Annotated in this window: 23 protein-coding genes, 1 tRNA gene and 1 pseudogene; 10 read left to right on the top strand and 15 right to left on the bottom strand. The window is 67.3% G+C overall.

Features of this window, described 5'->3' with window-relative positions:
- Positions 1-7: 7 nt before the first annotated feature.
- The gene (locus AC6I6X_RS07665) at positions 8-253 is read right to left on the bottom strand and encodes a ferredoxin (RefSeq protein ID WP_497929933.1); all 246 of its coding nucleotides are present in this window, start codon (positions 251-253) and stop codon (positions 8-10) included.
- Between the two features lie 161 nt (positions 254-414).
- On the opposite strand from AC6I6X_RS07665, the gene AC6I6X_RS07660 reads away from it, so the two are divergent.
- Positions 415-1,251, top strand: coding sequence for a class I SAM-dependent methyltransferase (locus AC6I6X_RS07660; protein WP_497929932.1), 837 nt, complete (start codon positions 415-417; stop codon positions 1,249-1,251).
- 81 nt (positions 1,252-1,332) lie between these two features.
- Here AC6I6X_RS07660 and AC6I6X_RS07655 read toward each other — a convergent pair whose 3' ends face one another.
- Positions 1,333-2,898 carry an alkaline phosphatase gene (locus AC6I6X_RS07655; RefSeq protein ID WP_497929931.1) on the bottom strand — a complete coding sequence of 522 codons (1,566 nt, stop codon included), beginning with the start codon at positions 2,896-2,898 and terminating at the stop codon, positions 1,333-1,335.
- A gap of 198 nt (positions 2,899-3,096) precedes the next feature.
- Here AC6I6X_RS07655 and AC6I6X_RS07650 point away from each other — a divergent pair, with 198 nt between their 5' ends.
- Positions 3,097-4,305, top strand: a complete 1,209-nt coding sequence (locus tag AC6I6X_RS07650; protein ID WP_497929930.1) for an inorganic phosphate transporter — start codon at positions 3,097-3,099, stop codon at positions 4,303-4,305.
- A gap of 46 nt (positions 4,306-4,351) precedes the next feature.
- Here the strand turns inward: AC6I6X_RS07650 and AC6I6X_RS07645 are convergent, their stop codons facing one another.
- Positions 4,352-4,783 carry a universal stress protein gene (locus AC6I6X_RS07645; RefSeq protein ID WP_497929929.1) on the bottom strand — a complete coding sequence of 144 codons (432 nt, stop codon included), beginning with the start codon at positions 4,781-4,783 and terminating at the stop codon, positions 4,352-4,354.
- Positions 4,784-4,839: 56 nt separating this feature from the next.
- Positions 4,840-5,424, bottom strand: coding sequence for a hypothetical protein (locus tag AC6I6X_RS07640; RefSeq protein ID WP_497929928.1), 585 nt, complete (start codon positions 5,422-5,424; stop codon positions 4,840-4,842).
- Positions 5,425-5,539: 115 nt separating this feature from the next.
- On the opposite strand from AC6I6X_RS07640, the gene AC6I6X_RS07635 reads away from it, so the two are divergent.
- Both AC6I6X_RS07635 and cgi121 read left to right on the top strand, forming a co-directional pair.
- Positions 5,540-7,915: an ATP-dependent DNA helicase gene (locus AC6I6X_RS07635; RefSeq protein ID WP_497929927.1), complete on the top strand. Its 2,376-nt coding sequence runs from the start codon at positions 5,540-5,542 to the stop codon at positions 7,913-7,915.
- Positions 7,915-8,430, top strand: coding sequence for a KEOPS complex subunit Cgi121 (cgi121, locus tag AC6I6X_RS07630; RefSeq protein ID WP_497929925.1), 516 nt, complete (start codon positions 7,915-7,917; stop codon positions 8,428-8,430). Before AC6I6X_RS07635 ends, cgi121 begins: the two co-directional genes overlap by 1 nt.
- A 115-nt stretch (positions 8,431-8,545) precedes the next feature.
- Here the strand turns inward: cgi121 and AC6I6X_RS07625 are convergent, their stop codons facing one another.
- Together AC6I6X_RS07625 and AC6I6X_RS07620 are read right to left on the bottom strand one after the other, a co-directional pair.
- A complete protein-coding gene (locus tag AC6I6X_RS07625) occupies positions 8,546-9,358 on the bottom strand; it encodes an iron-sulfur cluster assembly protein (protein ID WP_497929924.1) in 813 nt (270 codons plus the stop codon).
- Positions 9,358-10,422 (bottom strand): amidohydrolase family protein, encoded by a 1,065-nt coding sequence (locus tag AC6I6X_RS07620; protein WP_497930492.1) that lies wholly within the window; start codon positions 10,420-10,422, stop codon positions 9,358-9,360. Before AC6I6X_RS07620 ends, AC6I6X_RS07625 begins: the two co-directional genes overlap by 1 nt.
- A gap of 187 nt (positions 10,423-10,609) precedes the next feature.
- Here AC6I6X_RS07620 and AC6I6X_RS07615 point away from each other — a divergent pair, with 187 nt between their 5' ends.
- Positions 10,610-11,653: an NAD(P)-dependent alcohol dehydrogenase gene (locus AC6I6X_RS07615; RefSeq protein WP_497929922.1), complete on the top strand. Its 1,044-nt coding sequence runs from the start codon at positions 10,610-10,612 to the stop codon at positions 11,651-11,653.
- 123 nt (positions 11,654-11,776) lie between these two features.
- Here AC6I6X_RS07615 and AC6I6X_RS07610 read toward each other — a convergent pair.
- Positions 11,777-12,049 (bottom strand): annotated as a pseudogene (locus AC6I6X_RS07610) (DUF4234 domain-containing protein); the annotation flags it as partial.
- Positions 12,050-12,245: 196 nt separating this feature from the next.
- Here AC6I6X_RS07610 and AC6I6X_RS07605 point away from each other — a divergent pair.
- Positions 12,246-13,616, top strand: coding sequence for an oxidoreductase (locus AC6I6X_RS07605; RefSeq protein ID WP_497929921.1), 1,371 nt, complete (start codon positions 12,246-12,248; stop codon positions 13,614-13,616).
- A 28-nt stretch (positions 13,617-13,644) separates the two neighbouring features.
- On the opposite strand, the gene AC6I6X_RS07600 is transcribed toward AC6I6X_RS07605, so the two are convergent.
- The 3 genes from AC6I6X_RS07600 to AC6I6X_RS07590 form a co-directional block, all read right to left on the bottom strand.
- Positions 13,645-14,388, bottom strand: a complete 744-nt coding sequence (locus tag AC6I6X_RS07600; protein WP_497929920.1) for a rhodanese-like domain-containing protein — start codon at positions 14,386-14,388, stop codon at positions 13,645-13,647.
- Positions 14,389-14,518: 130 nt separating this feature from the next.
- Positions 14,519-14,591: transfer RNA gene (locus AC6I6X_RS07595), tRNA-Gln, on the bottom strand.
- A 97-nt stretch (positions 14,592-14,688) separates the two neighbouring features.
- The gene (locus AC6I6X_RS07590; protein ID WP_497929919.1) at positions 14,689-15,249 is read right to left on the bottom strand and encodes a homing endonuclease associated repeat-containing protein; all 561 of its coding nucleotides are present in this window, start codon (positions 15,247-15,249) and stop codon (positions 14,689-14,691) included.
- A gap of 110 nt (positions 15,250-15,359) precedes the next feature.
- Between AC6I6X_RS07590 and AC6I6X_RS07585 the strand changes: the two genes are divergently transcribed.
- Together AC6I6X_RS07585 and AC6I6X_RS07580 are read left to right on the top strand one after the other, a co-directional pair.
- A complete protein-coding gene (locus tag AC6I6X_RS07585) occupies positions 15,360-15,950 on the top strand; it encodes an IMP cyclohydrolase (protein WP_497929918.1) in 591 nt (196 codons plus the stop codon).
- 41 nt (positions 15,951-15,991) lie between these two features.
- Positions 15,992-16,720, top strand: coding sequence for a glucose 1-dehydrogenase (locus AC6I6X_RS07580; protein ID WP_497929917.1), 729 nt, complete (start codon positions 15,992-15,994; stop codon positions 16,718-16,720).
- Between the two features lie 23 nt (positions 16,721-16,743).
- Here the strand turns inward: AC6I6X_RS07580 and AC6I6X_RS07575 are convergent, their stop codons facing one another.
- Positions 16,744-17,898: a pyridoxal phosphate-dependent aminotransferase gene (locus AC6I6X_RS07575; protein ID WP_497929916.1), complete on the bottom strand. Its 1,155-nt coding sequence runs from the start codon at positions 17,896-17,898 to the stop codon at positions 16,744-16,746.
- 127 nt (positions 17,899-18,025) lie between these two features.
- On the opposite strand from AC6I6X_RS07575, the gene AC6I6X_RS07570 reads away from it, so the two are divergent.
- Positions 18,026-18,694 (top strand): metallophosphoesterase family protein, encoded by a 669-nt coding sequence (locus AC6I6X_RS07570; protein ID WP_497929915.1) that lies wholly within the window; start codon positions 18,026-18,028, stop codon positions 18,692-18,694.
- Between the two features lie 182 nt (positions 18,695-18,876).
- The gene (cysE, locus tag AC6I6X_RS07565) at positions 18,877-19,386 is read left to right on the top strand and encodes a serine O-acetyltransferase (protein WP_497929914.1); all 510 of its coding nucleotides are present in this window, start codon (positions 18,877-18,879) and stop codon (positions 19,384-19,386) included.
- Between the two features lie 37 nt (positions 19,387-19,423).
- Here the strand turns inward: cysE and AC6I6X_RS07560 are convergent, their stop codons facing one another.
- The 4 genes from AC6I6X_RS07560 to AC6I6X_RS07545 form a co-directional block, all read right to left on the bottom strand.
- Positions 19,424-19,792, bottom strand: coding sequence for a hypothetical protein (locus AC6I6X_RS07560; RefSeq protein WP_497929913.1), 369 nt, complete (start codon positions 19,790-19,792; stop codon positions 19,424-19,426).
- Between the two features lie 90 nt (positions 19,793-19,882).
- Positions 19,883-21,271, bottom strand: coding sequence for a phosphoglucomutase/phosphomannomutase family protein (locus tag AC6I6X_RS07555; protein WP_497929912.1), 1,389 nt, complete (start codon positions 21,269-21,271; stop codon positions 19,883-19,885).
- A 76-nt stretch (positions 21,272-21,347) separates the two neighbouring features.
- Positions 21,348-21,620 (bottom strand): GIY-YIG nuclease family protein, encoded by a 273-nt coding sequence (locus tag AC6I6X_RS07550; RefSeq protein ID WP_497929911.1) that lies wholly within the window; start codon positions 21,618-21,620, stop codon positions 21,348-21,350.
- A gap of 83 nt (positions 21,621-21,703) precedes the next feature.
- Positions 21,704-21,853: a DUF7563 family protein gene (locus AC6I6X_RS07545; RefSeq protein ID WP_497929910.1), complete on the bottom strand. Its 150-nt coding sequence runs from the start codon at positions 21,851-21,853 to the stop codon at positions 21,704-21,706.
- Between the last annotated feature and the right edge of the window lie 113 nt (positions 21,854-21,966).

The following is a 21,966-nucleotide window of genomic DNA, read 5'->3' as shown; positions in this document are numbered from 1 at the left end:
CTCGTCGTCAGGGAATCAACTGCTCGCCGTCGTCGTCGTAGATTACGATCGCGTCGACGGGACACGATCGGGCGGCGAACTTCGCGTCGAGTTCGGCGTCCTCGGGCACCTCGCGGACGAAGACCCCGTCCTCGACCTCCTCGCTGTCCTCGAGGACCGCTTTCCCGCGCGACTTGTCCTTCTGGAAGGCGTCCCACTCCGCGACACACTGGAACATCCCGATACAGGTGTCCTCGTCGAATTCGACTTTCATGGGCGGAGGTTCGAGTGACGTCGGTAAAGCAGTGACGGGCCCGCGCGAGAGCCGCGTCCCCGGTCGCAGTCGTCTCCGCTCCGTCGTCCCGGTCGTGCTATGTGTTACACGTAACCACATGTCATCATGATTTTATTATCGGACGCCGCGTCGATCCGGCTATGGCAGCCGATCGACCGCGATCGATCGAATCGCGCGAGACCGCCGATCCGCTCGGACGAGCCATGCTGGCGTTCCAGCGCGGAGCGCCCGGACGCCTGCGCTACCGCGACGGGGCAGACGCACAGGACGGCCGCGTCGAGGAGTTCTACTTCCAGCCACCCGACACGTGGGACGACGACTGGGTCGCCCTGCTGTCGCGACTGGCCGATCGGGAGCCGATCCTCGACGTGGGCTGTGGCGCCGGCCAGCACGCGCTGTGGTGGCAGGACCGCGGCGTCGACGTGACGGCGATCGACGCGAGTCCGGGCGCCGTCGCGGCCGCGAGCGAACGCGGCGTCGAGGACCCCATGAAGATGGACATGTTCGACCTCGCGTTCGATCGGGACCGGTTCGGGGCAATCCTCTGCGTCGGAACGCAACTCGGTCTCGGCGGGTCGCTGGCCGGAATCAGCGAACTGCTCGCGGAGTTCGCCCGCGTCACCGACGGTGGAGCGCTGGCCATCGTCGACAACTACGACCCGACGCGGCTGAACGACGACTTCTTCGGCTACCGGCCGGATCCCCGGACGGGCATCGCCCACCGGTGTTTTCACTTCGAGTTCGAGCGAGAGGCCGGGGACGACGAAGACGTGGCGGGTCGCGAGATCGGCCCCGCGCTTCACTTCCTCCTCTGTTCCCCCGATCGACTCGCGGAGGCGACGATCGGCACGCCGTGGGAGGTGACGGAGGTCAAACGAACAGACGCACACTACAAGGCAGTTCTGACGAAATCGAACCCGAGTCGGAGTGGTGCTCTCGGAAGCCCGGAGCGTCGCAAAAGGAACGGAACGCCGTAGGTTTCGTTTACGACAGTCGAACGGGAGAATCGGCGGGGCGACGCGTCCGAGGCGGCGCGTCTACGGGGAGGTCCCGCGCTGCTACACGTCGTGGACCGAGTGGGGGGCCTCGCGGCGCCGGCCGACCCGTGCCGACGGGGACGGGGCGTCGCCGTCGAGAATCCCGAGGACGTCACCGTAGTCGACGACGCCGTCGTCGTTGCGATCGAGGGCCTCGGTCACGTCGTCGGTGACGGGACCGACGTACTCGAGGGCGAGGTAGGCGTCGCGGCGGCCCTTCGGACCGTTTCTGACGACTTTCCGCTCCCAGGCCTCGCGCTCGTTCTCGGAGACGTCGGCGAAGCGGCCGAACAACAGCAGCGCGGTGACGGTCACCGAGAGGTCGGTGTGGTGGATCCAGCCGTCGAACGGTTCGACGTCGGGTCCGGCGGCCATGACCGTCTGCGCCGGTCCGGTGTGGGCGTTCGAGGCCCACGACACGCCGAGGTGGTCGGAGATGACCGCCCCGAGTTCGTTCGAGAGGGCGTACGGGTTGTCGGAGCCGACGGCGTCCTCGATCCGCGCGACGTCCTCGTCGGTGAGATCGACGTCGACGTGTTCTTCGACCGCCTTGCGAATCGGCGTGCCGTCTTCGATCGCCGCCGCGATGGCCGCGTTGCTCGCCTGCGCATCTCGGATGCCCTCGACGTCGATCGGCGAACCGTAGTCGTTGCCGGTCGCCAGACCGCCGGTCTCGTGGTCGGAGGCGACGACGACGAGCGTGTCGTCGCGGTTCTCGACGTACTCGAGCGCCCAGTCGACGACCTCGTCGAACTCCTTCGTCTCGGCGACCGTCGTCTGGACGTCGTTGCCGTGTTCGGCGTGATCGATCCGACCGCCCTCGACCATCAGGAAGAAGCCGTCGTCGCCCCCCTCGAGGCGTTCGACCGCGGCGGCGGTCATCTCGGACAGCGAGGGGATCGACTCGTCGCGGTCGAGGGTGTAGGTGACGTGGCTGTCGTCGAACAGGCCGAGCAGTTTGTCGCCACTCGCCGCGTCGAGGTCGCTCTCGTCGAACAGGAGTTCGTAGCCCGCGTCCCGCGCCCGATCGAGCAACTCGTCGTCGAACTCGCGGCGACCGCCGCCCATGAACACGTCGACGTCGCTCTCGACGTACTGTTCCGCGATCGCCTCCTCCATGCCGCGATCGGGGACGTGGGAGGCGTAGACGGCCGGCGTGGCGTGGGTGATCCGGGTCGTCGAGACCAGGCCGGTCGCCTTCCCCCGCGCCTGCGCGAGTTCGAGCTGGGTCACCAGCGGCGTCGGATCGTCGTCGTCCTCGTCGCCGCGGACGGAGACCTGGCCGTTGTACGCCTTGTGTCCAGTGGCGAGTGCGGTCCCGGCCGCGGCCGAGTCGGTCACCTCGCCGCTACGGGAGTTCGTCCGGGTGTAGCCGGCGCCGGTCATCGACTGCAGCGACAGATCGCCGTGGACGACCGACGTGACCTCGATCGGATCGAACCCCATGCCGTCGCCGATCAGGACGATCACGTTCTCGATGTCGCTTCCTCGACGGCCGTTCCCGCCGGCTGATTCCGCGCCGGCCGCGCCGGTCGCGCCGAGCAGTCCAGTCGCGCCCAGAGCCGTAACGAATTGTCGTCGTCGCATGGTGCATGCGTGAGGCCCACGAACTCAGTAATTATTCTTTATATTACTATCATATGAACTAGAGTAGGAGTCGATAGAACACAATAGAAGAAAACCGACGGTACCACCGAGAGGTGTTCGACCGGTCGTACTCGTCGCGAATATCGCGTACGCCGCAGGAACGCTTTTGCACCACGTTATGAAAACTCACCAGACGAAATGGTCGTGCCGTCATCCCCGCTCGTCATCGGAGCCGCCATCGTCGCCTGTCTGTTCATGGCGTGGGTGCTGGGTGCGAACAGCAACTCGCCGCCGTTCGCGCCGGCGATCGGGGCCAACGCCATCTCGACGATGCGGGCGGCGTTCGTGATCGGGCTGCTCGCGGCGGCAGGGGCGCTCATGCAGGGCGGGAGCATCTCCGAGACCGTCGGCGCGGACCTCATCGACGGCGTCGTGATCACGCCGCTCGCGGCCACCGCCGGTCTGCTGACCGCGGCGACGTTCATGGCGATCGGCATCTACACGCGATACCCGATTCCGGCGGCGTTCGCGACCACGGGCGCGATGGTGGGCGTCGGGCTTTCGCTCGGCGGCGACCCGGCGATGGCGACCTACCGGCGACTCGGCACCTTCTGGCTGCTCGTTCCGTTCATGTCCGGCGGTCTGGCGTACGCGACCGCGGTCACCCTGCGCCGCGACGACGTTCCCGAGGCGATCGGCGTTCCCGTGCTCGCGGGCGTCGTCGGCGCGATCCTGGCGAACGTCAGGCTCGGCGTGATCCCGGACCCCGACGCCGACCAGGGGACGCTCGCACGGTTCGTCTCCCGCCAGGTCGGCGGCGGCCCGGAACTGGCCGCCGGGATCGACGTCGGGACGGTCCTCGTGACGATCGGCCTCGGCGCGCTCGCGTTCGTCTGGATCCGCAGACGCGTCCTCGACTCCGTGGAGGGCGGGATCCGGACGTTCCTGCTCGCCCTCGGCGGCATCGTCGCCTTCTCGTCGGGCGGCTCGCAGGTCGGGCTCGCGACCGGCCCGCTCGAGAACCTGTTCCGGATCGAACTCGGCCTCCCGAGAATTACCCTGCTCGTGATCGGGGCTACGGGCATCCTCGCCGGCGCGTGGATGGGCGCGCCGCGACTCCTGCAGGCGACCTCCCGGGAGTACGCCCAGCTCGGCCTGCGCCGATCGATCGCGGCGCTCGTGCCGGGCTTCGTCATCGCCCAGCTGGCGATCGCGCTCGGGATCCCGATCTCGCTCAACAACATCATCCTCTCGGGGGTCATCGGCGGCGGGCTGGCCGCGGGCTCGGCCGGCATCTCCCGTCGCAAGATCGGGTTCACGGTCACGTTCTGGCTGCTGACGCTCGGGAGTTCGACCGTCGTCGGCTACGGGCTCTACCGGGTACTCGCGGCCGCGATCGGCGTCTAACGCCGGCGACCGGCTCCCGCAATCGGAGCCAGTGTGGCGTCGGCCGTCACTCGAGGACGGTTACGGGTCGCGGCGTCCGCTCGACGAGCGTGGTCGCGATGCTGCGACCGAGGAACCGCCGCGCAAAGCCCATCGAACCGTCGTCGTGGCCGGACAGAACGACGTGGTCGACGTCCGCCTCAGTCGCGTAGCGGGGAACGACCGACCCGGGTCGCCCCTCCACGGTCTCGATCCGAACCCGATCGCTCGCTCCCTCGTCGACCGCCGATCGGAGGCTGGCGGCGCGATCGCGTGCCGCCGCGGTTCGCTCGTCGCTTCGCTCGAGCACGCCGCCCTCGCTGAGCGGCGCGTCCAGCGGCGTAACGACGGCGAGCAGAGTCACGTCGGCCTCGGGGAACGTCTCGAGGGCGTACGCGAGCGCCTCGTCGTCGCCGGGACGACCGAACGTGGGGACGAGGACCCGATCGGGGTCGATCATGGGCGGGCTTCGGTCGCCACACTCATCGATCTATCGCCGCAGGTACACCCATCGATCTATCGCCGCAGGTAGTAGACGACGATTCCCGGTGCAGTTAGCAGGATGAAGACCGCGAGCAACGAGAGCCGGTTGCCGAAGACGACGTACTCCTCGTCGAGCGTCCCCGTCGAGGCACCGATCGTCAGGAGCGTCGTCCCGTAACAACCGGAGGCGAGGCCGCGCGGACCGCCGACGACGGCGAGCGCGCGCTCCCAGCGGGAGGGGCCGATCCAGGGGAGTCGGCCGTAGACCGTCGTTCCCAGTCGCCGGGCCACGCCCCCGACGGCGGGTAGCGCGACGAGCGCCGGCAGCCCGATTCCGAGACCGATCGATCCCAGGAGGCTGTAGCCGACAGCGCGTTTCAATTTGCCGACCAGGTACCGGACGAACGCGACCGCGAGCGAGGCCCCGACGAGGACGACGCCGAGTTCGAGCACCGAGGGTTCCACCCCCGCGACGGCGATCCGGCGGCCGAGCGTGTCCGTGGTCATCCCCAGCGTGAGGACGGCCAGTCCGGCCCCGACGAGAAGTTTCCCGCTTCGGCCGCGGGCCGATCGCGTCCGGAGCGGCGACGAGCGGAGAGTGCTGGCGAGGGTCGACATATTCCTCGGTACCGGTGACAGTCGCAAAAAGGCACCTGTCTCCGCACCCGGTCGTCCCGAGCGGACCGCCCGCGAAGACGACAGTTTAAACCGCGGGACGCGCCAATCCCGGGTAATGAACGTCGAGGAGCTGTCGGGGCTCCCGCCCGGCGCGATCGAGCACTTCGAGCGCGAGGGGATCGAGGAGCTCTACCCGCCACAGGCCGAGGCGGTCGAGGCCGGGGCAACCGAGGGCGAGAACCTCGTCGCCGCCGTCCCCACCGCCAGCGGGAAGACCATGATCGCCGCGCTCTCGATGCTGTCGGCCGTCGAACGGGGCGGGAAAGCGCTCTACATCGTCCCCCTGCGGGCGCTCGCCAGCGAAAAAAAGGCCGAGTTCGAGGCCTACGAGGGGTTCGGCGTGACGGTCGGCGTCACGACGGGCAACTACGAGAGCACGGACGAGTGGCTCGCGACGAAGGACATCATCGTGGCGACCAGCGAGAAGGTCGACTCGCTCGTACGCAACGGGGCCGACTGGCTCGCCGACCTCACCTGCGTCGTCAGCGACGAGGTTCACCTCATCGACGACGCCAACCGCGGCCCGACGCTCGAGGTCACCCTCGCCAAACTCCGCCAGTTGAACCCCGCGTTGCAGGTCGTCGCGCTCTCGGCGACGGTCGGCAACGCCGGCGAGATCGCTGACTGGCTCGACGCCGCGCTCGTCGATACCGACTGGCGGCCGATCGACCTCCGGATGGGGGTCCACTACGGCAACGCCCTCAACTTCGACGACGGTTCGACGCGGGAGGTCCCCGTCGAGGGGAGCGAGAAGCAGGAGGCCGCGCTCGTCCGCGACATCCTGCAGGAGGGCGGCTCCTCGCTCGTGTTCGTCAACTCCCGGCGGAACGCGGAGGCCGCTGGCCGGCGTCTCGGGAAGGTCGCGAGCCACGAACTGACCGACGACGAGCGCGCCGAACTGGGGACGCTGGCCGACGACATTCGGGACGTCAGCGACAGCGAGACCAGCGAGGAACTCGCGACCTGCGTCGAGCGGGGATCGGCGTTCCACCACGCGGGCCTGGCGAGCGAACACCGATCGCTCGTCGAGGACGCCTTCCGCGATCGGCTCTTGAAGATCATCTCGGCCACGCCGACGCTCGCGGCCGGGGTGAACACCCCCGCACGACGGGTCGTCGTCCGCGACTGGCGGCGCTTCGACCCCACCGCGGGCGGGATGGCCCCGCTGGACGTCCTCGAGGTCCACCAGATGATGGGCCGGGCGGGACGCCCCGGTCTCGACCCCTACGGCGAGGCCGTCCTGCTCGCCAAGAGCCACGACGAGAGCGAGGAACTGTTCGATCGCTACGTCTGGGCCGATCCCGAACCCGTGCGATCGAAACTCGCCGCCGAACCCGCCCTCCGGACGCACGTGCTCGCGACGATCGCCTCCGGCTTCGCCCGGACCCGAGAGGGGCTGCTCGACTTCCTCGCGGAGACGCTGTACGCGAGCCAGTCGACCGAGGCCGGTCGGCTGGAGCGGGTAACCGACGACGTCCTCAGCTATCTCGAGCGGAACGACTTCGTGGAGCGCGAGGGGGGAAGTGCCGGAGCGCAATCGGCCGCTGACGGCTTCACCGCCGCCGCCGAGATGGTCGGACAGGACGGCGGCGTCGACCTCGAGGCGACCAGCCTCGGCCACACCGTCTCCCGGCTCTACCTCGATCCGATGAGCGCTGCCGAGATCGTCCACGGGCTGGAGTCGGCCGACGATCGACCGACCGCGCTCGGACTCTATCAACTCGTCTCGCGCACGCCCGACATGTACGAACTCTACCTCCGATCGGGCGAGGACGAGCAGTACGGCGAACTGTTCTACGAGCGGGAGGGCGAACTGCTCGGCGATCCGCCCAGCGAATTCGAGGACGAGCGCTTCGAGGACTGGCTGGCCGCCCTCAAGACGGGGAAACTGCTCGAGGACTGGGCGGAGGAACTCGACGAGGATACGATTACGGAGCGGTACCAGATCGGCCCCGGCGACCTGCGCGGGAAGGTCGACACCGCCGAATGGCTTCTCGGCGCGGCCGAGTCGCTGGCGAACGAGATCGGTAGCGAGTGGACCGTCGCCGTCCGCGAAGCGCGCGCCCGCGTCGAACACGGTGTCGGCGACGAACTGCTCGAACTCGTCTCGGTCGGCGGCGTCGGCCGCAAACGCGCCCGCCGGCTCTACGAGCGCGGGATCGAGGAACCCGCCGACCTGCGAACCGCCGACAAGGGCGTCGTCCTCGGCGCGCTGAAGGGGGAGAAGACGGCCGAGACCATCCTCGAAAACGCCGGCCGCGAGGACCCCTCGATGGACGGGGTCGAGCCAGCCACGTCGACGGCCGGCACGACGGGCGGTGGGTCGAGCGACGATCGGAGCGACGGCGGCGAGGGCACCGATCGCGCCGACCCGACACGGGAAGCGGACGGCGACGCGGACGAGAGCCAGTCCAGCCTGGGTGATTTCTGATGGAGCTACTGGAATGCCGCCTCGCGATCGACGACCTCGATTCGTTCGTCGCCGACCTCGGCGCGATCGGCGATCGGCACGGGGCGACGGTCCAGGCGTTCGACGCGCGCTACATCGCCGATCGGGCCCACCTCGAACGGGCCGTCGAACTGGCCGATCGGGCGATCGAGCGCGGCGAGAACGTCGCCCGCGATCGGGCGGTCGAGATCCTGCTGTACGCCGCCGGCCGCCGCCAGATCGATCGCGCCCTCGAGATGGGAGTCGACGAAGGCGAGGGGGCAGCCGTGATACTCGTCGCTGGCACAGGTGATGACGCCACCGACGCCGAGGCTGCGACCATCGAGAGCCTCGAAGAACTCGACGCGATCGTCGGACTCGAACGCACGCTCGACGCCGGCGACCCGGAGACGATCCACGAGTTTTTCGACATCACCGACGCCGAGCGATCGGCGACCGACGCCTCGCTCGGGGCGCTGGTCCGGGAGCGAGTCGCGCTACTCGAGGTCGAAAAGTAAGCGGCCCGAAACGCGGTCGAACGGCCGATCGGCTCACACGGATTGCTGTAACTATTTACCGCCGATCGCCGACCCCGTCCTGGTGATCGGCGGTAATTGACTACAGCAGTCCGTATCAGTCGCCCTCGGTCGCCTCGAACCGTCGTTCCCTGGCCTCGCGCAATCCGTCGCAGATCCCGCCCTGGCTCGACATGTTGACCTGGGCGAGTCGTCCGCGCCGGTGGACGAGGTCGAACGACCCGGCGTCGATCGGGTCCCCCTCCGGCGTCCGGAACAGGACGTCGTCGGAATCCGAGACGACGCCCGTCGCCCGTGCCTTCTCGAGGTAGCGATCGAGCGGGGCCGCCGGAACCGGGACGACGACCGCGCCGCCCTGGACGGCGATCGGGATCGTCCCGTCGTCGGCCGCGGAGACGGCGGCACGATCGGCCCGTCGCTCGAGATCCGCGACGGTGAGGTCGACGATCGTCCCGGGATCGAGTCCGGCCTCGAGCAACGCCTCGATCGCGTCGTACTGGCGTGCGATTCGGGCCTTCCGGTCGAGTTCCGCCCGGACGGCGGCGACGTCGCCGTCGGCGTCCGGGAAGGCCTCCGCGAAGGAAAGCCGCTGGTTGACGCCGCGAGTGATCTCCCGCTCGTGCATGTGCGCTCGCAGGACGACCCGGGCGTCGGCGACGCTCGGCAGGGATTCGACCTCGTCGCGGGCGTCGATCGCCATCATCCACGCGAAGGCCGGCGAACACCACGCCGTCGGCAGGGTGAACCGGACGGTGACGCGGTCGCCGTCGATCTCGATCGCGTCGACGTACTCGAGTTCGACGATCGATCGGTCGAGTTCGGGATCCGTGACGCGATCGAGACGGTCGCGAACTGCGGCCCGATCGGGGCCGTCGGAACCCGCGCCGTCGGTCGGTTCGGGTGTCGACATCAGTCGTCGGCCGCCGCCGGTTCCTCGCTCGCGTAGTGGTCGCCGAGATCGAACTGCTTGCTGATCTCGTCGTCCTGGAACGTCCGGCGTTTCTCCTCGATGTCGATGTCGTACAGTTCGGCGGCGTTCTCGCCCATGACCTTCTTTTTCGTCTCGAGATCCCACTCGACGCCGTACTCCGCGCGGTGTTCCGGGGTGAGTTCGGCCTCCATGACCTCCTCGACGAGCCAGTCGGGGTTCCAGATCGCGTAATCCGAGCCGAACAGCACACGGTCCTCGCCGAGCCACCAGAGCAGTTCCGAGAGGATCTCGGAGAACTTGCCGGGGCGGTTCTGGGCGAACGGGGCGGCGACTGCGAGTCCGCCGTAGACGTTCGGCTCCTGGGCGGCGATCCAGCAGAAGTCGTCGAGTCGGGGGAGGCCGACGTGTTCGACGACGAAGTTCAGTTCGGGGAACGACGACGCGGCGTCGTCGACGTCTTTCACGTCGAAGGCGTCGCGATTGAGCGGCCGGATCGTCGGCCCCTTGTGCGGGTGTATGTTCTCGATACCGAGTTCCTGGCACTTCTCTAAGAACCGGAACGCCTCCTCGTCGTCGAGTCGCCACCCCTTCGAGTCGCCGCGCCACTCGGCGGTGTAGAGTTTGACGCCCGGAATGTCGTACGTCTCGTGGAGTTCCTCGAGGTACTCGATCCCGTCGTCGCCGTCCCGGGGGTCGAACGTCCCGTTGAGGACGAACCGCTCGGGGTACTCGGTCGCCAGTTCGGCGTTCTGATGGGTCGTGTTGAACCCCTCGTCGTAGAAGTCGGTCAGGTACGTCGGCTGAAAGATTCCCATGTCGGCTGCAGCGTCGCCGAACAGGTCCTCGACCATCCGATCGGCCCCGTAGTGGCGGTACTCCGACATGTCCCACTGACGCTCCTCCGGCGTGAACGTCGTGTGATAGTCGTAGAAGCACTGGATGAACTCCTCGCCACCTTCGTGGACGATGTTGTCCTCCCTGGCGTCCCACAGGTGGACGTGCGCGTCGATGACGAACACGTCCTCGCCGTTTTGCTCGTACATCGCACAGTGGGAATCGGTAGCAATACTCATTATTCTTTTTTCAGCCGGACACGAATCTCAGGTTCGAGAGACGGATCAGATCGATTGCGCGCCTGACCGCCGTCGATTCCGGACTTCCGAACTGTCACAGCGAGCGATACGTCGGGCGAACGTTTTCACCTAGTACGGTGTTGTGCTGCCTGATACCATGCAAGCAGCCAGACTCCACGAGTACACCGACGACATGAGCGAGGCGCTCTCGATCGACGACGTCGATCGGCCGGAGATCGATCGATCGGACGGCGTCCTCGTAGAGGTCGAGGGCGCGGGCTGGTGCCAGACGGACAACCACATCATCGAGGGGATGTGGGAGGAGTACGCGCCGCAGGACCTGCCGATGACGCTCGGCCACGAGAACGCCGGCATCGTCGCCGAGGTCGGCGAGGAGGTAACGCTCGTCGAGGAGGGCGATCCGGTGATCTGTCACCCCGTCCAGACCTGTGGCATCTGTCGACCCTGCCGCCTCGGCGAAGACATGTACTGCGAGAACAGCGCGTTCAACGGCCTCACGACCGACGGCGGCTTCGCCGAGTACCTCCGGACGAACGAGCGGGCGGTGATCCCGCTCCCCGACGGCGTCGACCCGACGGAGATCGCACCCCACGCGGACGCGGGGATCACGGCCTACCACGCCGTAAAGAAGGCGGTTCGCGAACTGAACCCCGGCGATACCAGCGTCGTCATCGGCGTCGGCGGCCTGGGCCACATCGGCATCCAGTGTCTCGACGCGATGAGCGCCGCGGACATCGTCGCCGTCGACATCAAGGACGAGGCGCTCGAACTCGCCGAAGAGTTGGGCGCCCGCCACACGGTCAACTCCGCGGAGGAGAACCCCGCCGACATCGTCGCGGACCTGACCGACGACGTGGGGGCCCAGCAAGTCGTCGACTTCGTCGGCCGGGACGAGACGACCGCACTGGCACCCGACATCGTCGCCACCGGCGGCGACCACCACATCGTCGGCTACGGCGGCCACATCCACGAACCCAGTCAGGCGCTGGTCAACGGCGAATTCGCCTTCAGAGGGACCCTGGTCGGCAAGTACGCCGAACTTCAGGAACTCGTCTCCCTCGTCGATCGCGGCGCGGTCGAGTTGCACACCGAACGACACGATCTCGACGAGATCAACACGGTCGCGGAACGGCTCGAACACAACGAGATCGAGGGCCGCGCGGTCGTGTTGCCGCCCTGACTCCGGCGCCGGATCGCCGGAGTTCGTTCGGCGGCGGTGATTTCATACGGTCCGTTGTGATTCGTTGGTGGTGATCGCCCGACCGAGGCGGCGATCACCGATAAAACGTTACAACGATCCGTATCAGGTCGCCGCGACGTCGTTCACGCCGGACTGGACCCAGTACCAGGACAGCGGCGGCACGAAGAGAAACAGGACGAACAGCACGAGTTTGCTCTGGTCGGTGACGGCCTCGGTGGCGCCGGAGATCTGCCAGAACGTGACGACGTTCAGGAGGGGAACGAACGCCAGGATCGGAGTCAGACTCGCGTCCGTCCCGTCGTCCAGTTGCCGGGCGGTACTGTACGTCCAGTACAGCGTGTAGAACCCGAGCGTGACGATCGCCAGCACTATCTGGACGCCGAGCGAACTTCATTCGAACGCCGATCGATCGGTAACAGTTGAATCTACTGACATCACCAGCTATACTATATACCAATTACATAAATACTTCTATTATATAGTCGTAGATCGATCAGAAACGGTCCGAAAGGCGACGTCCTCGGCGCACGATCGCCACCACGCTCTTGTACGCACCCGTCGAAGCCCGGCCATGGCCAGCCTCGAGGATCCGATCGAGATCGGCGGGCTGACGGTTCCCAACCGGCTCTACCGCGCGCCGTTGCTCGAGTGTGCGGGCAACGGCCCCGACGCCGTCGACACCCTGATCGACGACCTCGAACCCGCCGCCGCGTCCGGCGTCGGCCTCGTCTGCCAGGGCGCGACGATCGTCCGCGGCGAGGGCGGCTGTGCCGCGCCGGGGATGACCCGCGTCCACGACCCTGCGTTCGTCTCGCGCCTGTCGCGGCTGACCGATCGGATCCACGACCACGGGAGCCGGATCTTCGTGCAACTCGAGCACGGCGGGCTCCGGAGCATGGAGACCTGGCACGCCGAGTACCGCCGGGAGCATCCGGACCTCGAACAGCTCGCCGTGTCGCGCCCGCCGTGGCAGTTGCGAGCGCTCGATCGGCTCGGTTTCCTCTCCTACGATCCCCACGTCCTCTCGACGGACGAGGTGTACGACCTCGCGGCGGACTTCGGCCGGGCGGCCGCCCGCGCCGTCGACGCGGGCTACGACGGCATCCACCTCGCGGGGGCGAACATGGGCATCGTCCAGCAGTTCCTGTCGCCGTTCTACAACCGCCGCGACGACGCGTTCGGCGGTTCGCCCGAGGCCCGCCTCGAATTCCTCGCGCTCGTCCACGACGAGATCCGCGATCGGGCCGGCGACGTCCCCCTGATAACGAAGGTACCCGCGGAGACGCCCGCGCCGCCCGCACCGATCGTCCGCCGCAAGCTCTCGCTCGACGACGGGGTCGAGATCGCCCGGCGACTCGAGCGGATCGGCTACGACGCGGTGGTCCCCGTGCAGACGTCGGTCGCCTGGGACATGAGCATCGTCCGCGGCGAGTACCCCGATCGGGCCTGGGCGAACGAGGCGCTCCAGGAGGGGTACGACGCGGCGTTCGGCGGCCCGACCCGGAAGCGACTCGTCGCCTGGGGGAATCGCGTGGAGTCGCTCCAGTACGACTTCGATCCCGCGTGGAACGCGGATTTCTGTCGACGGGTTCGCGAGCAGGTGTCGATTCCGGTCCTCGCCGAAGGCGGGATTCGCGAACGGGGGCAGATCGATCGGCTGCTCGGCGACGACGTGACGGACGAGGCTGGTGCGGACGGCGGGAACGACGCTGCACCCGCCTGCGACGCGGTCGGGATGGCCCGACCGTTCTACGCCGAGCCCCGACTGGGAGCGCGATTACTCGATACGGACGACGGGGCGACGCGGGTGCTCTGTGAGAGCTGTAACAACTGTACGGTGCCGCAGGTGACCGGCGCGCCGGGAATCTGCCGAACGCCGGACGTCCTCCGAAAGCGCGGCGAACTCGAGCAAAACGGGGCCTACGAGTCGGCCGAACCGTAGCGAATCGGACTGACCGACTCGACGGGGATTAGCCCGTGACGACGTCGCTCGTGAGGTCCGCGAGCGTCCCCTCGACCGTGTAGTCGGGCGCCTCGACCCGGAACCGGGAGTCGGTGGACCCGCCGTAGTGGAGTTGCAGCGTGTACGAGCCGTCGTCGGCGATCGGTGCCGCCTCGCGCCGATCTTCGACCACCTGTTCCAACATGACCATCTCGCCGGCGTAGGCGGGGTCGGACCAGCCCTGAATCTCGTACGTCTCCCGCTCCTCCGAGACCTCCGACCCCGCGAGCGGATAACCGCGGTCGATCCACGCGCCGAACCCCTCGTCGAGCGCGTACACTTCTTCGTAGCCCTCGTCGATCAACCACGCGGCGCGCAACCCCGAGAGGTGATGCGGACAGCCACAGTAGGTGACGATCCGGTCGTCCGTGTCCCAGTCGTCGAGCGAATCGCCCCCCTCGCCGTCCGGGGCGGGGCTCAGCGGCGCGCCGACGATGTGCGCCTTTTCGTACTGGTCTTCCCCGCGCGCATCGGCGATCCGGGCCTCCTGTCGCTGGTACCAGTAGAAGACGTCGTCGATCGGCGCGAGCGGAACCGCGACTCCCTCGAACGTCTGCGTCTCGTAGCTCCCAGTGTCGATCGATCGTTCTTCGGGGACCGTCTCCGGTTCCGGGCCGTAGCCGTCGGGATCGCTGTCGTCGCTCCCGAGACAGCCAGCGACGCCGCCGAACGTCGCCGCCCCGCCGATCGCCAGGAACGTCCGTCGATTCATACGTGATCGGTAGTATCGACGGGAAAATATGGTTTCTGGTGCGGGATCGATCGGCCGGAAACCCCTTCGTTTCGACTGGAGATCGATAGCAGAGACTGGAAAGAGGTTCCAGACGAAAGAAGCGGAGGAGTAGTCCCACCAGGATTCGAACCTGGGTCGAAGCCCCCAGAAGGCTTCAGGATTGGCCGCTACCCCATGGGACTAAGAGGTCTCCGCCGGGTTCGTTTCCGACGGTCTACCGACCAATAGTTGGCTCCTGTATTAGAGTGTTACGAACTTCGTTGTGCCTGAGAGCGAGTCTCATCGCTGCGATGCCGAATCGTGATGTTCCTTTCGGTGGCAGTTCGCACAGAGAACGATACATTTGTCAATTTCGGCCTCAATCCGCTCTCTCGAATACCCGAAAGAAATCATCTTCCCGACGGCCATCTCCTTCTCTTCCGTATCCACGTGGTGAAAATCGAGACAGACTGGATTCGTCTCATCACAGCGGGCACAACCGCCGCGCGATCGCTGCAGTTCGTTCGCCCACGCTCTGTGTGATTCTTGACGTTGAAGCGACCGTTCGGTGTTCCGATCGGCGTTTTTGTAATGCCATCGTTGGTCTTGGGAAAGGTCCTCCCACTCCATCCCGTTCGGAATCTCGACGTCATCCGGTTTCGGACGCGTCCGTGTTCCCGTCGAGGAGGCCGTCTCGAGTCCGGCCTTCGTTTTCGCAGCGTTCCATCCTCCGACCACTCGTAAAATCGTGGCTGCTGACGGAGTTCTTCCCAGGTCCTCGTACTGTGCTTTCGTGGGCGACTCGCCGAGCCGATCGGCCGCCTCCCGTAACGCCTCGAGACAGTCCGCTTCGGTGGTCACACGATCGTTCGCCGCGGTATCGTATATAAAGTCGCGGCGCCTCCGCCGGGATCGATCGCGGCCCGCGACGAACCGACATCCCTTTTCCCCTCTCCCGCGCACGGCCGAGTATGTACGTCGGACGATTCGTCGTCGTCGGCCCGGAAGTCGGAGCGTACCGCGTGTCCTCGCGATCGTTCCCGAACCGAAAAATCACCGAGCGAGAGGCGGCGCTCACTGTGGGTCCCACCGCGGACGCCCCGGAGACGGACAATCCCTACGTCTCCTACAACTGCCTGCGCGTCGTCGACACCCCGATGGGCGAGACGGCCGCCTTCGGCAACGGCTCGCACGTCGATCCGATCGCGGAGAAACTCGAACTCGGCTACCCGGCCCGGGACGCGCTCGCGGAGAGCCTGCTGGCGCTCGACTACGAGAAGGACGACTACGACACGCCGCGGATCGCGGCGACGATCGGTGTCGACGGCGAGGCGCTGATCGGCACCGTGCGCAAGGACGCGCTACTGGTCGAGACCGTCGACGAACCGACAATCGTGGCGACGTACGAGAAGAACGCGCCCGAGGCGATCGACTTCGCAGCCGAGGACGCAGTCACGGCCGCCAGCGAGGCCTACGCTCACGAGTTCGAGCACGCGGTCTGTGCCGCCGGCGTCGCGCGGACCGACGACGGGTTCGAGACGGCGATCGAGAACGGCGACTGAACGGCGGAACTGCAAAGTCGATACCGGTGTGTCGTTCGCACATGCCAGCAGCACTCGTGACTGGATCGTCCAGGGGCATCGGTAGATCGACCGCGCTTCGCTTCGCTGCCGACGGGTACGACGTCGCCGTGAACTACCACACGAGCGAGGACGCCGCGGAGCGAGTCGCAGCCGAGATCCGCGATCGCGGGCAGGAGGCAATCGTCGTCGGCGCGGACGTCTCGGATGCGGACGCCGCCGCCCGACTGGTCGATGCCGCCGCCGACGCGTTCGGGAGCGTCGACCACGTCGTCAACAACGCCGGGATCGATCAGCACGTCTACACGGAGCACCTCGAACCGGCCGACTTCGATCGGATCATGGACGTCAACGTCAATTCCGCGTTCAACGTCACGAAGGCGGCACTCCCGCATCTTCGAGCGTCCGACGCGGGCCCCTCGGTGACGAACGTCTCCTCGATTCTCGCCCACACCGGCGCAGCGATCGAGTGTCACTACGCCTCCTCGAAAGGCGCACTCCTCTCGCTCACCCGGAGTCACGCACGGGATTTCGCGCCCGACGTTCGGGTGAACGCGGTCGCTCCGGGCCACGTCGAGACGGAGATGACCGCCGATCGGACGCCCGAGGAGAAACGCGAGGAACTGGCCCGGATTCCCGTCGACCGATTCGGACGGCCGGAGGAGATCGCCGACGCGATCGCATATCTCCGTGATGCCACGTTCGTCACGGGTGAGACGCTGAACGTGAACGGCGGCGAACTGATGCGTTGACGGAGTGCTCCGGTGGCCGTTCCTCAGTACTCCCGTAGTCCAGCCTCGATCCGATCGAATCCCTCGTGGAGTCGATCGACGGAGTTCGCGAACGAGAGTCGCAGCCGTCCCGGAGCCGTGTCGCCGAAGCCGTCTCCGGGGGCGAGCACGACGCCGTGTTCCTCCAGCAGGTATTTTGCGATCGTGAGGCTGTCGTCGTCGATTCCCGGATCGAGAAACGCGTAGAACGCACCCTCCGGCCGGGGGCAGGAGAGCCCGTCGATCTCTGCAACGCGGTCGACGACGAGGTCGCGACGACGTCGAAACTCGTCGTACATGTCCTCGAACGGCTCTTGTGGTCCCGTAAGTGCGGCGATAGCGGCGTGCTGGGCCACGCTCGACGCACAGGCGGTCGTCGATTCGTGGACCTTGACCACCTCGTCGACGAGGTGGCCGTCGCCCGCGAGCCAGCCCAGTCGCCAGCCGGTCATCGCGTACGCCTTCGAGCAGGAGCCAACCGTCAGCACGTGATCGGGATGGTCAGTATACGCCGCGATCCCCTCGGACGCCCCATCGTAGGTGAGTCCGAGGTACACCTCGTCGGCGATCACGTACGCGTCGTGATCGGCGGCGGCCTCGACGATCGCACGGCACTCGGCCGGATCGAACACGCGACCGGTCGGATTCGACGGCGTCGTGAGCACGACCGCTGCGGTGTCGTCACTCATCGCATCGACGACGCGATCGGCGTCGAGGGCGAACCCAGACTCGGCCGGCATCGGCACCTCGCGGAACGACCCGTCCGCGAGGATCGCCTGCGTCTCGTAGTTCGGCCAGGTCGGCCCCGGAACGACGAGTTCCTCTCCGGGTGACACCGTCGCCAGGATCGCCAGATGGAGCGCCTCCATTCCGCCCACGGTGACGACGATCTCGTCCGAGTCGTGTCGAACGCCGAACTCGGCGTCGAGCGTGTCGCTGATCGCACGCCGACACGCCGGAAGTCCCGCATTCGAGGTGTAGTGTGTCGCTCCGCCGCGAGCGGCGCGCGCGGCTGCGTCGATGACGTGTGCGGGCGTGTCGAAGTCGGGTTCGCCGACCTCGAGTCGAACGAGATCCTCCTCGTGGCGTTCCGCGAGATCGAACATGACACGGATACTCGACCGTTCGGCTCGCCGAACTCGATCCGTCGGTGTTGGCATACACTAGAAACGTCGATCCCCTCAAAAAGGGACCCGATCGCGGAAATCGGTATTCGACGGTCGCGATCGTCGAGAGCGTCCTGATCGCGGCCAACCTACATACCCCTGGCACCTGTACCCTGCGGGTATGAAGATCGGGCTCATCTCCGACGTTCACGGGAACCGGATCGCCCTCGAGACCGTCCTCGACGACATGCCGCCGGTTGACGCCCTCGTCTGTGCCGGCGACGTCGTCGGCTACAATCCCTGGCCCGCCGACTGCGTCGCCGAACTCCGCGATCGAGACGTGCCGACGGTGATGGGGAACCACGACGCCGCCGTCGTCGAGGGGACACCGTTCCGGTTCAACCGGATGGCTCAGGCGGGCGTCGAACACGCCCGGAAGCAGCTCTCGGACGACCAGCGCGCGTGGCTGTCCGACCGGCCCCTCGAATGGACCGGGTACGCCGGGCGACTCAAACTCGTCCACGGCCACCCCGACGACCCCGATCGGTACACGCGCTACACCCGACCACACGAGTTCTCGGCTCGCTTGCTCGGCGACGAGGACGTCCTCGTGCTCGGTCACACCCACGTCCAGCACGTCGAACGGTACGGCGACGGGATCGTGGTCAATCCCGGGAGCGTCGGCCAGCCACGCGACGGCGATCCGCGGGCGGCCTACGCGGTCGTCGACCTCGACGGCTCGACCGTCGAGACGCACCGCGTCGAGTACGACGTCGACGCCGTCCGGGACGCCGTCGCCGAGGCCGGTCTGCCCGATCGGATCGGGAGCCGACTGGCCCGCGGGGAGTAGGCGACTCCTTTTATGGTATCCGAACAGATACTGTCGGCTATGGGACGACCCGGCCATCCCGCGTGCACCGACAGGAATCGACCCCGCCGCGCAGTGGCCGGCTGTTGCCCGGCGACGATGGATCGGCGGTCGATCGCAGTTGCGCGGGCCGATCGAGCACCGGCGGAGAGCCACGATCACCGATGATCGGGCGGCTTCGCGAGGATATCGCGGCGATGCTCGAGCGGGACCCCGCCGCGAAGGGGTGGCTCGAAGTGCTACTGTCCTACCCCGGCCTCCACGCCGTCTGGAGCCACCGCGGGATCCACAGACTCTGGAACCACGACTACCGACTCGCCGCACGACTGCTCTCGCACGTCGTGCGCTGGCTCACCGGCGTCGAGATCCACCCCGCCGCGTCGATCGGCCGGCGCGTGACGATCGATCACGGGATGGGCGTCGTGATCGGCGAGACGGCCGAGATCGGCGACGACGTCCACATGTACCACGGGGTCACGCTCGGCGGCAACGTGAACGAACCGGTCAAGCGCCACCCCACGATCGAGGACGGCGTCCAGATCGGTGCGAACGCGACGCTGCTGGGGGACATCACGATCGGCGAGGATGCGGTCGTCGGCGCCGGATCGGTCGTCAGCACGGACGTCGAACCGGGGGCGACCGTCGCGGGCGTGCCGGCGAAGCGGGTCGATTGAGAAGAAGAGACTGTGGGGAGCCTCGATGGACGACGAACTACTGCTGTTCCTCGCTCACCGTGCCGTCGGTGCCCGACGGCGAACCCTCGGCGGGGACGCCCTCGCCCGTCGTGACGCTCTCTGCGGACTGTTCGGCGTCCGACGACGTCGCTCCGGGGTCCGGATCGGAGACGTACCCGAGTTCGAACCAGAGTTTCGCCGTACAGTCCATCGCCGCCTCGTCGAGGTCGGTCTCGCTCTCCTGCTGGTCGAGGTAGCCGTTACAGCGGCCGTGTTTGACGACGTTCATCAGCGTGGCCGCGGAGCCACACTCCGGACAGTCGATGTAGTAGGTACCCTCGTCGTTCTGGTGCCACGAGTCGGGCGTCAGTTCGGTGTAGGCCGCGTCCTCGTTCCGTCCACTCATGACCGGACACTCGGGACCGACGCGGGTAAAGGGGGGCCCGGAGTACGCAACCCGCCACGGGGGTGACGGAACGATCGGCCCGGATAGCAGTCAGACCAGCGGCTCGACCAGGTCCGCGCCCGCGTCGAGCAACCGCCGGACCCGCTCCTCGTCGTGGGCCTCGGCGTAGACCCGCAACACGGGTTCGGTACCGCTGGGCCGGACGAGCACCCACGAACCGTCGGCGAGCAGGAGTTTGAACCCGTCGGCCGTGTTCACGTCCTCGACGTCGGTGTCCGCCACGGTCCCGGGAATCTCTGCTTCGAGATCGGCGATCACCCGCGCTTTCTCGTCGTCGGGACAGTCGACGCTGATCTTGTCCTGGACGACGGTCCCGTACTCCGCGAGGAGCCGATCGACCCGCTCGTCGATCGGTTCGTCGGCGTGCATCGCCGCCGCGAGCAGGGCGAGCAGGACGCCGTCCTTCTCGCGGACATGGCCCCGGACGGTGAACCCGCCCGACTCCTCGCCGCCGACGAGCGCGTCGTGGTCGGCCATCGCCGCTGCGACCCACTTGAAGCCGACCGGAACCTCGTGGACGACCTCGCCGTGGGCTTCGGCGACCCGGTCGATCAGGTACGTCGTCGAGACCGATCGCACCGCGGGACCGGACTCGCTCTCGAGCAGGTAGTCGTACAGCGCGGCGAAGAAGAGGTTCTCGTCGAGATATCCCCGGTCGGGAGTAACGATGGCGATCCGATCGGCGTCGCCGTCGTTGGCGATACCGAGGTCGGCGTCGCCGCCGGTGACCCGTTCGACGAGCGAGTCCAGGTTCTCGGGGGCGGGTTCGGGCGCGCCGCCGCCGAAGTCGGGGTCCCGCTCGCAGCGCAACCGCGTGACGGTCGCGCCCGCCCGTTCGAGCAGGGCGTCCGTGGTCCCACGGCCGCTACCGTGCATCGCGTCGTAGGCGATCGTCAGGTCGGTGAGGTCGGGGTCGCCCGTGAGGTCCGCGACGAGGTCGATCGCGGCGTCGGCGTGTGGCGTGACGACGTCGACCTCCCGCGCCGTCCCGTGCTCGTCCGGGGGGAGCGGGTCGGGGTCGGCGAGTCGATCGGCGATCGCGTCGGTCACGTCGGGGAGCGCCGGCGCGCCGTCGTCGGGGATGAACTTCACGCCGTTGTACGTCGGCGGGTTGTGCGAGGCGGTGATCACGAGCGCACCGGCCAGGTCCCGCTCGACGATCGCGTGGGCGAAAAGCGGCGTCGGGCGATCGCGCTCGGGGAGGAGCACGTCGAACCCGTTCGCACAGAGCACGCGGGTGAGTTCCTCCGCGAAGCCGCGGGAACTCTCGCGGGCGTCGTACCCGATCGCGACCGGGCCCGCGAGTCCCTCGTCCTGCAGGTACGAGGCGACCGCCTGGCCAACCATGCGCACGCGCGGAACAGTAAACTCCTCGAGAGGTGCCCGCCAGCCGTCGGTACCGAACGAGATCACGTCCATACGCAGTCGTCGATGTCAGTGGCGAAAAAAGCGACGGCGGCGGCGACCGACGAGCGACGGCACGGCTCTGGGACGATCACGGATCCGCGCCGTCGACCAGTCGTTCTTTCGCCGCCCGCGTCAACTGCTTGATCTCGTACTCGCGGGACATGGCCGCCGATCGCGTCCCGTAGGCCTCACAGTACCGGAGTTCGACCGGCGTCCGACCGCGGGTGTACTTCGCGCCCGCGCCGTCGTTGTGCTCGGCGAGTCGCCGATCGAGGTCGGTCGTGTAGCCGGTGTAAAAGGTGCCATCGGCACACTCGAGGACGTAGACGACGTGGTCGCCGTCGGCCGAGCGGTCTGCCATCGACCGTCGGTACGGACGAGGGAGCAAAAAGCGACTCGTCTGCGATGGGGGCGCGTGGTGGTTGGAGGCGGTTCGACGGCGGTTCAGGTTCCGCGTGCGCGCTCTTTGGCGACTTCTGCGATCCCTGCATTCGCCGAGCAACTCGTACACGCGTAAATGTTCCCGCGTTCGTCGGCGAAGACGCGGGCGAACCGTTCGGAAACGTGCGCGCCGCAGTGGTCACATGTGGGCATGGTACGCCGGCACAGGCCGGCAACCGTACCTACCCGGCACGAATTTAAAAAGACTTTCCCAAACGCCGTTTGGATTTTGCCTACCGCAAGAATATCTTCCTTCTGTCGGCACC

The sequence above is a fragment of the Halosolutus sp. YCN4 genome (assembly GCF_059736495.1).
Note: the sequence above shows the minus strand (reverse complement) of the source record. Positions and strands in the feature narration are given on the sequence as shown.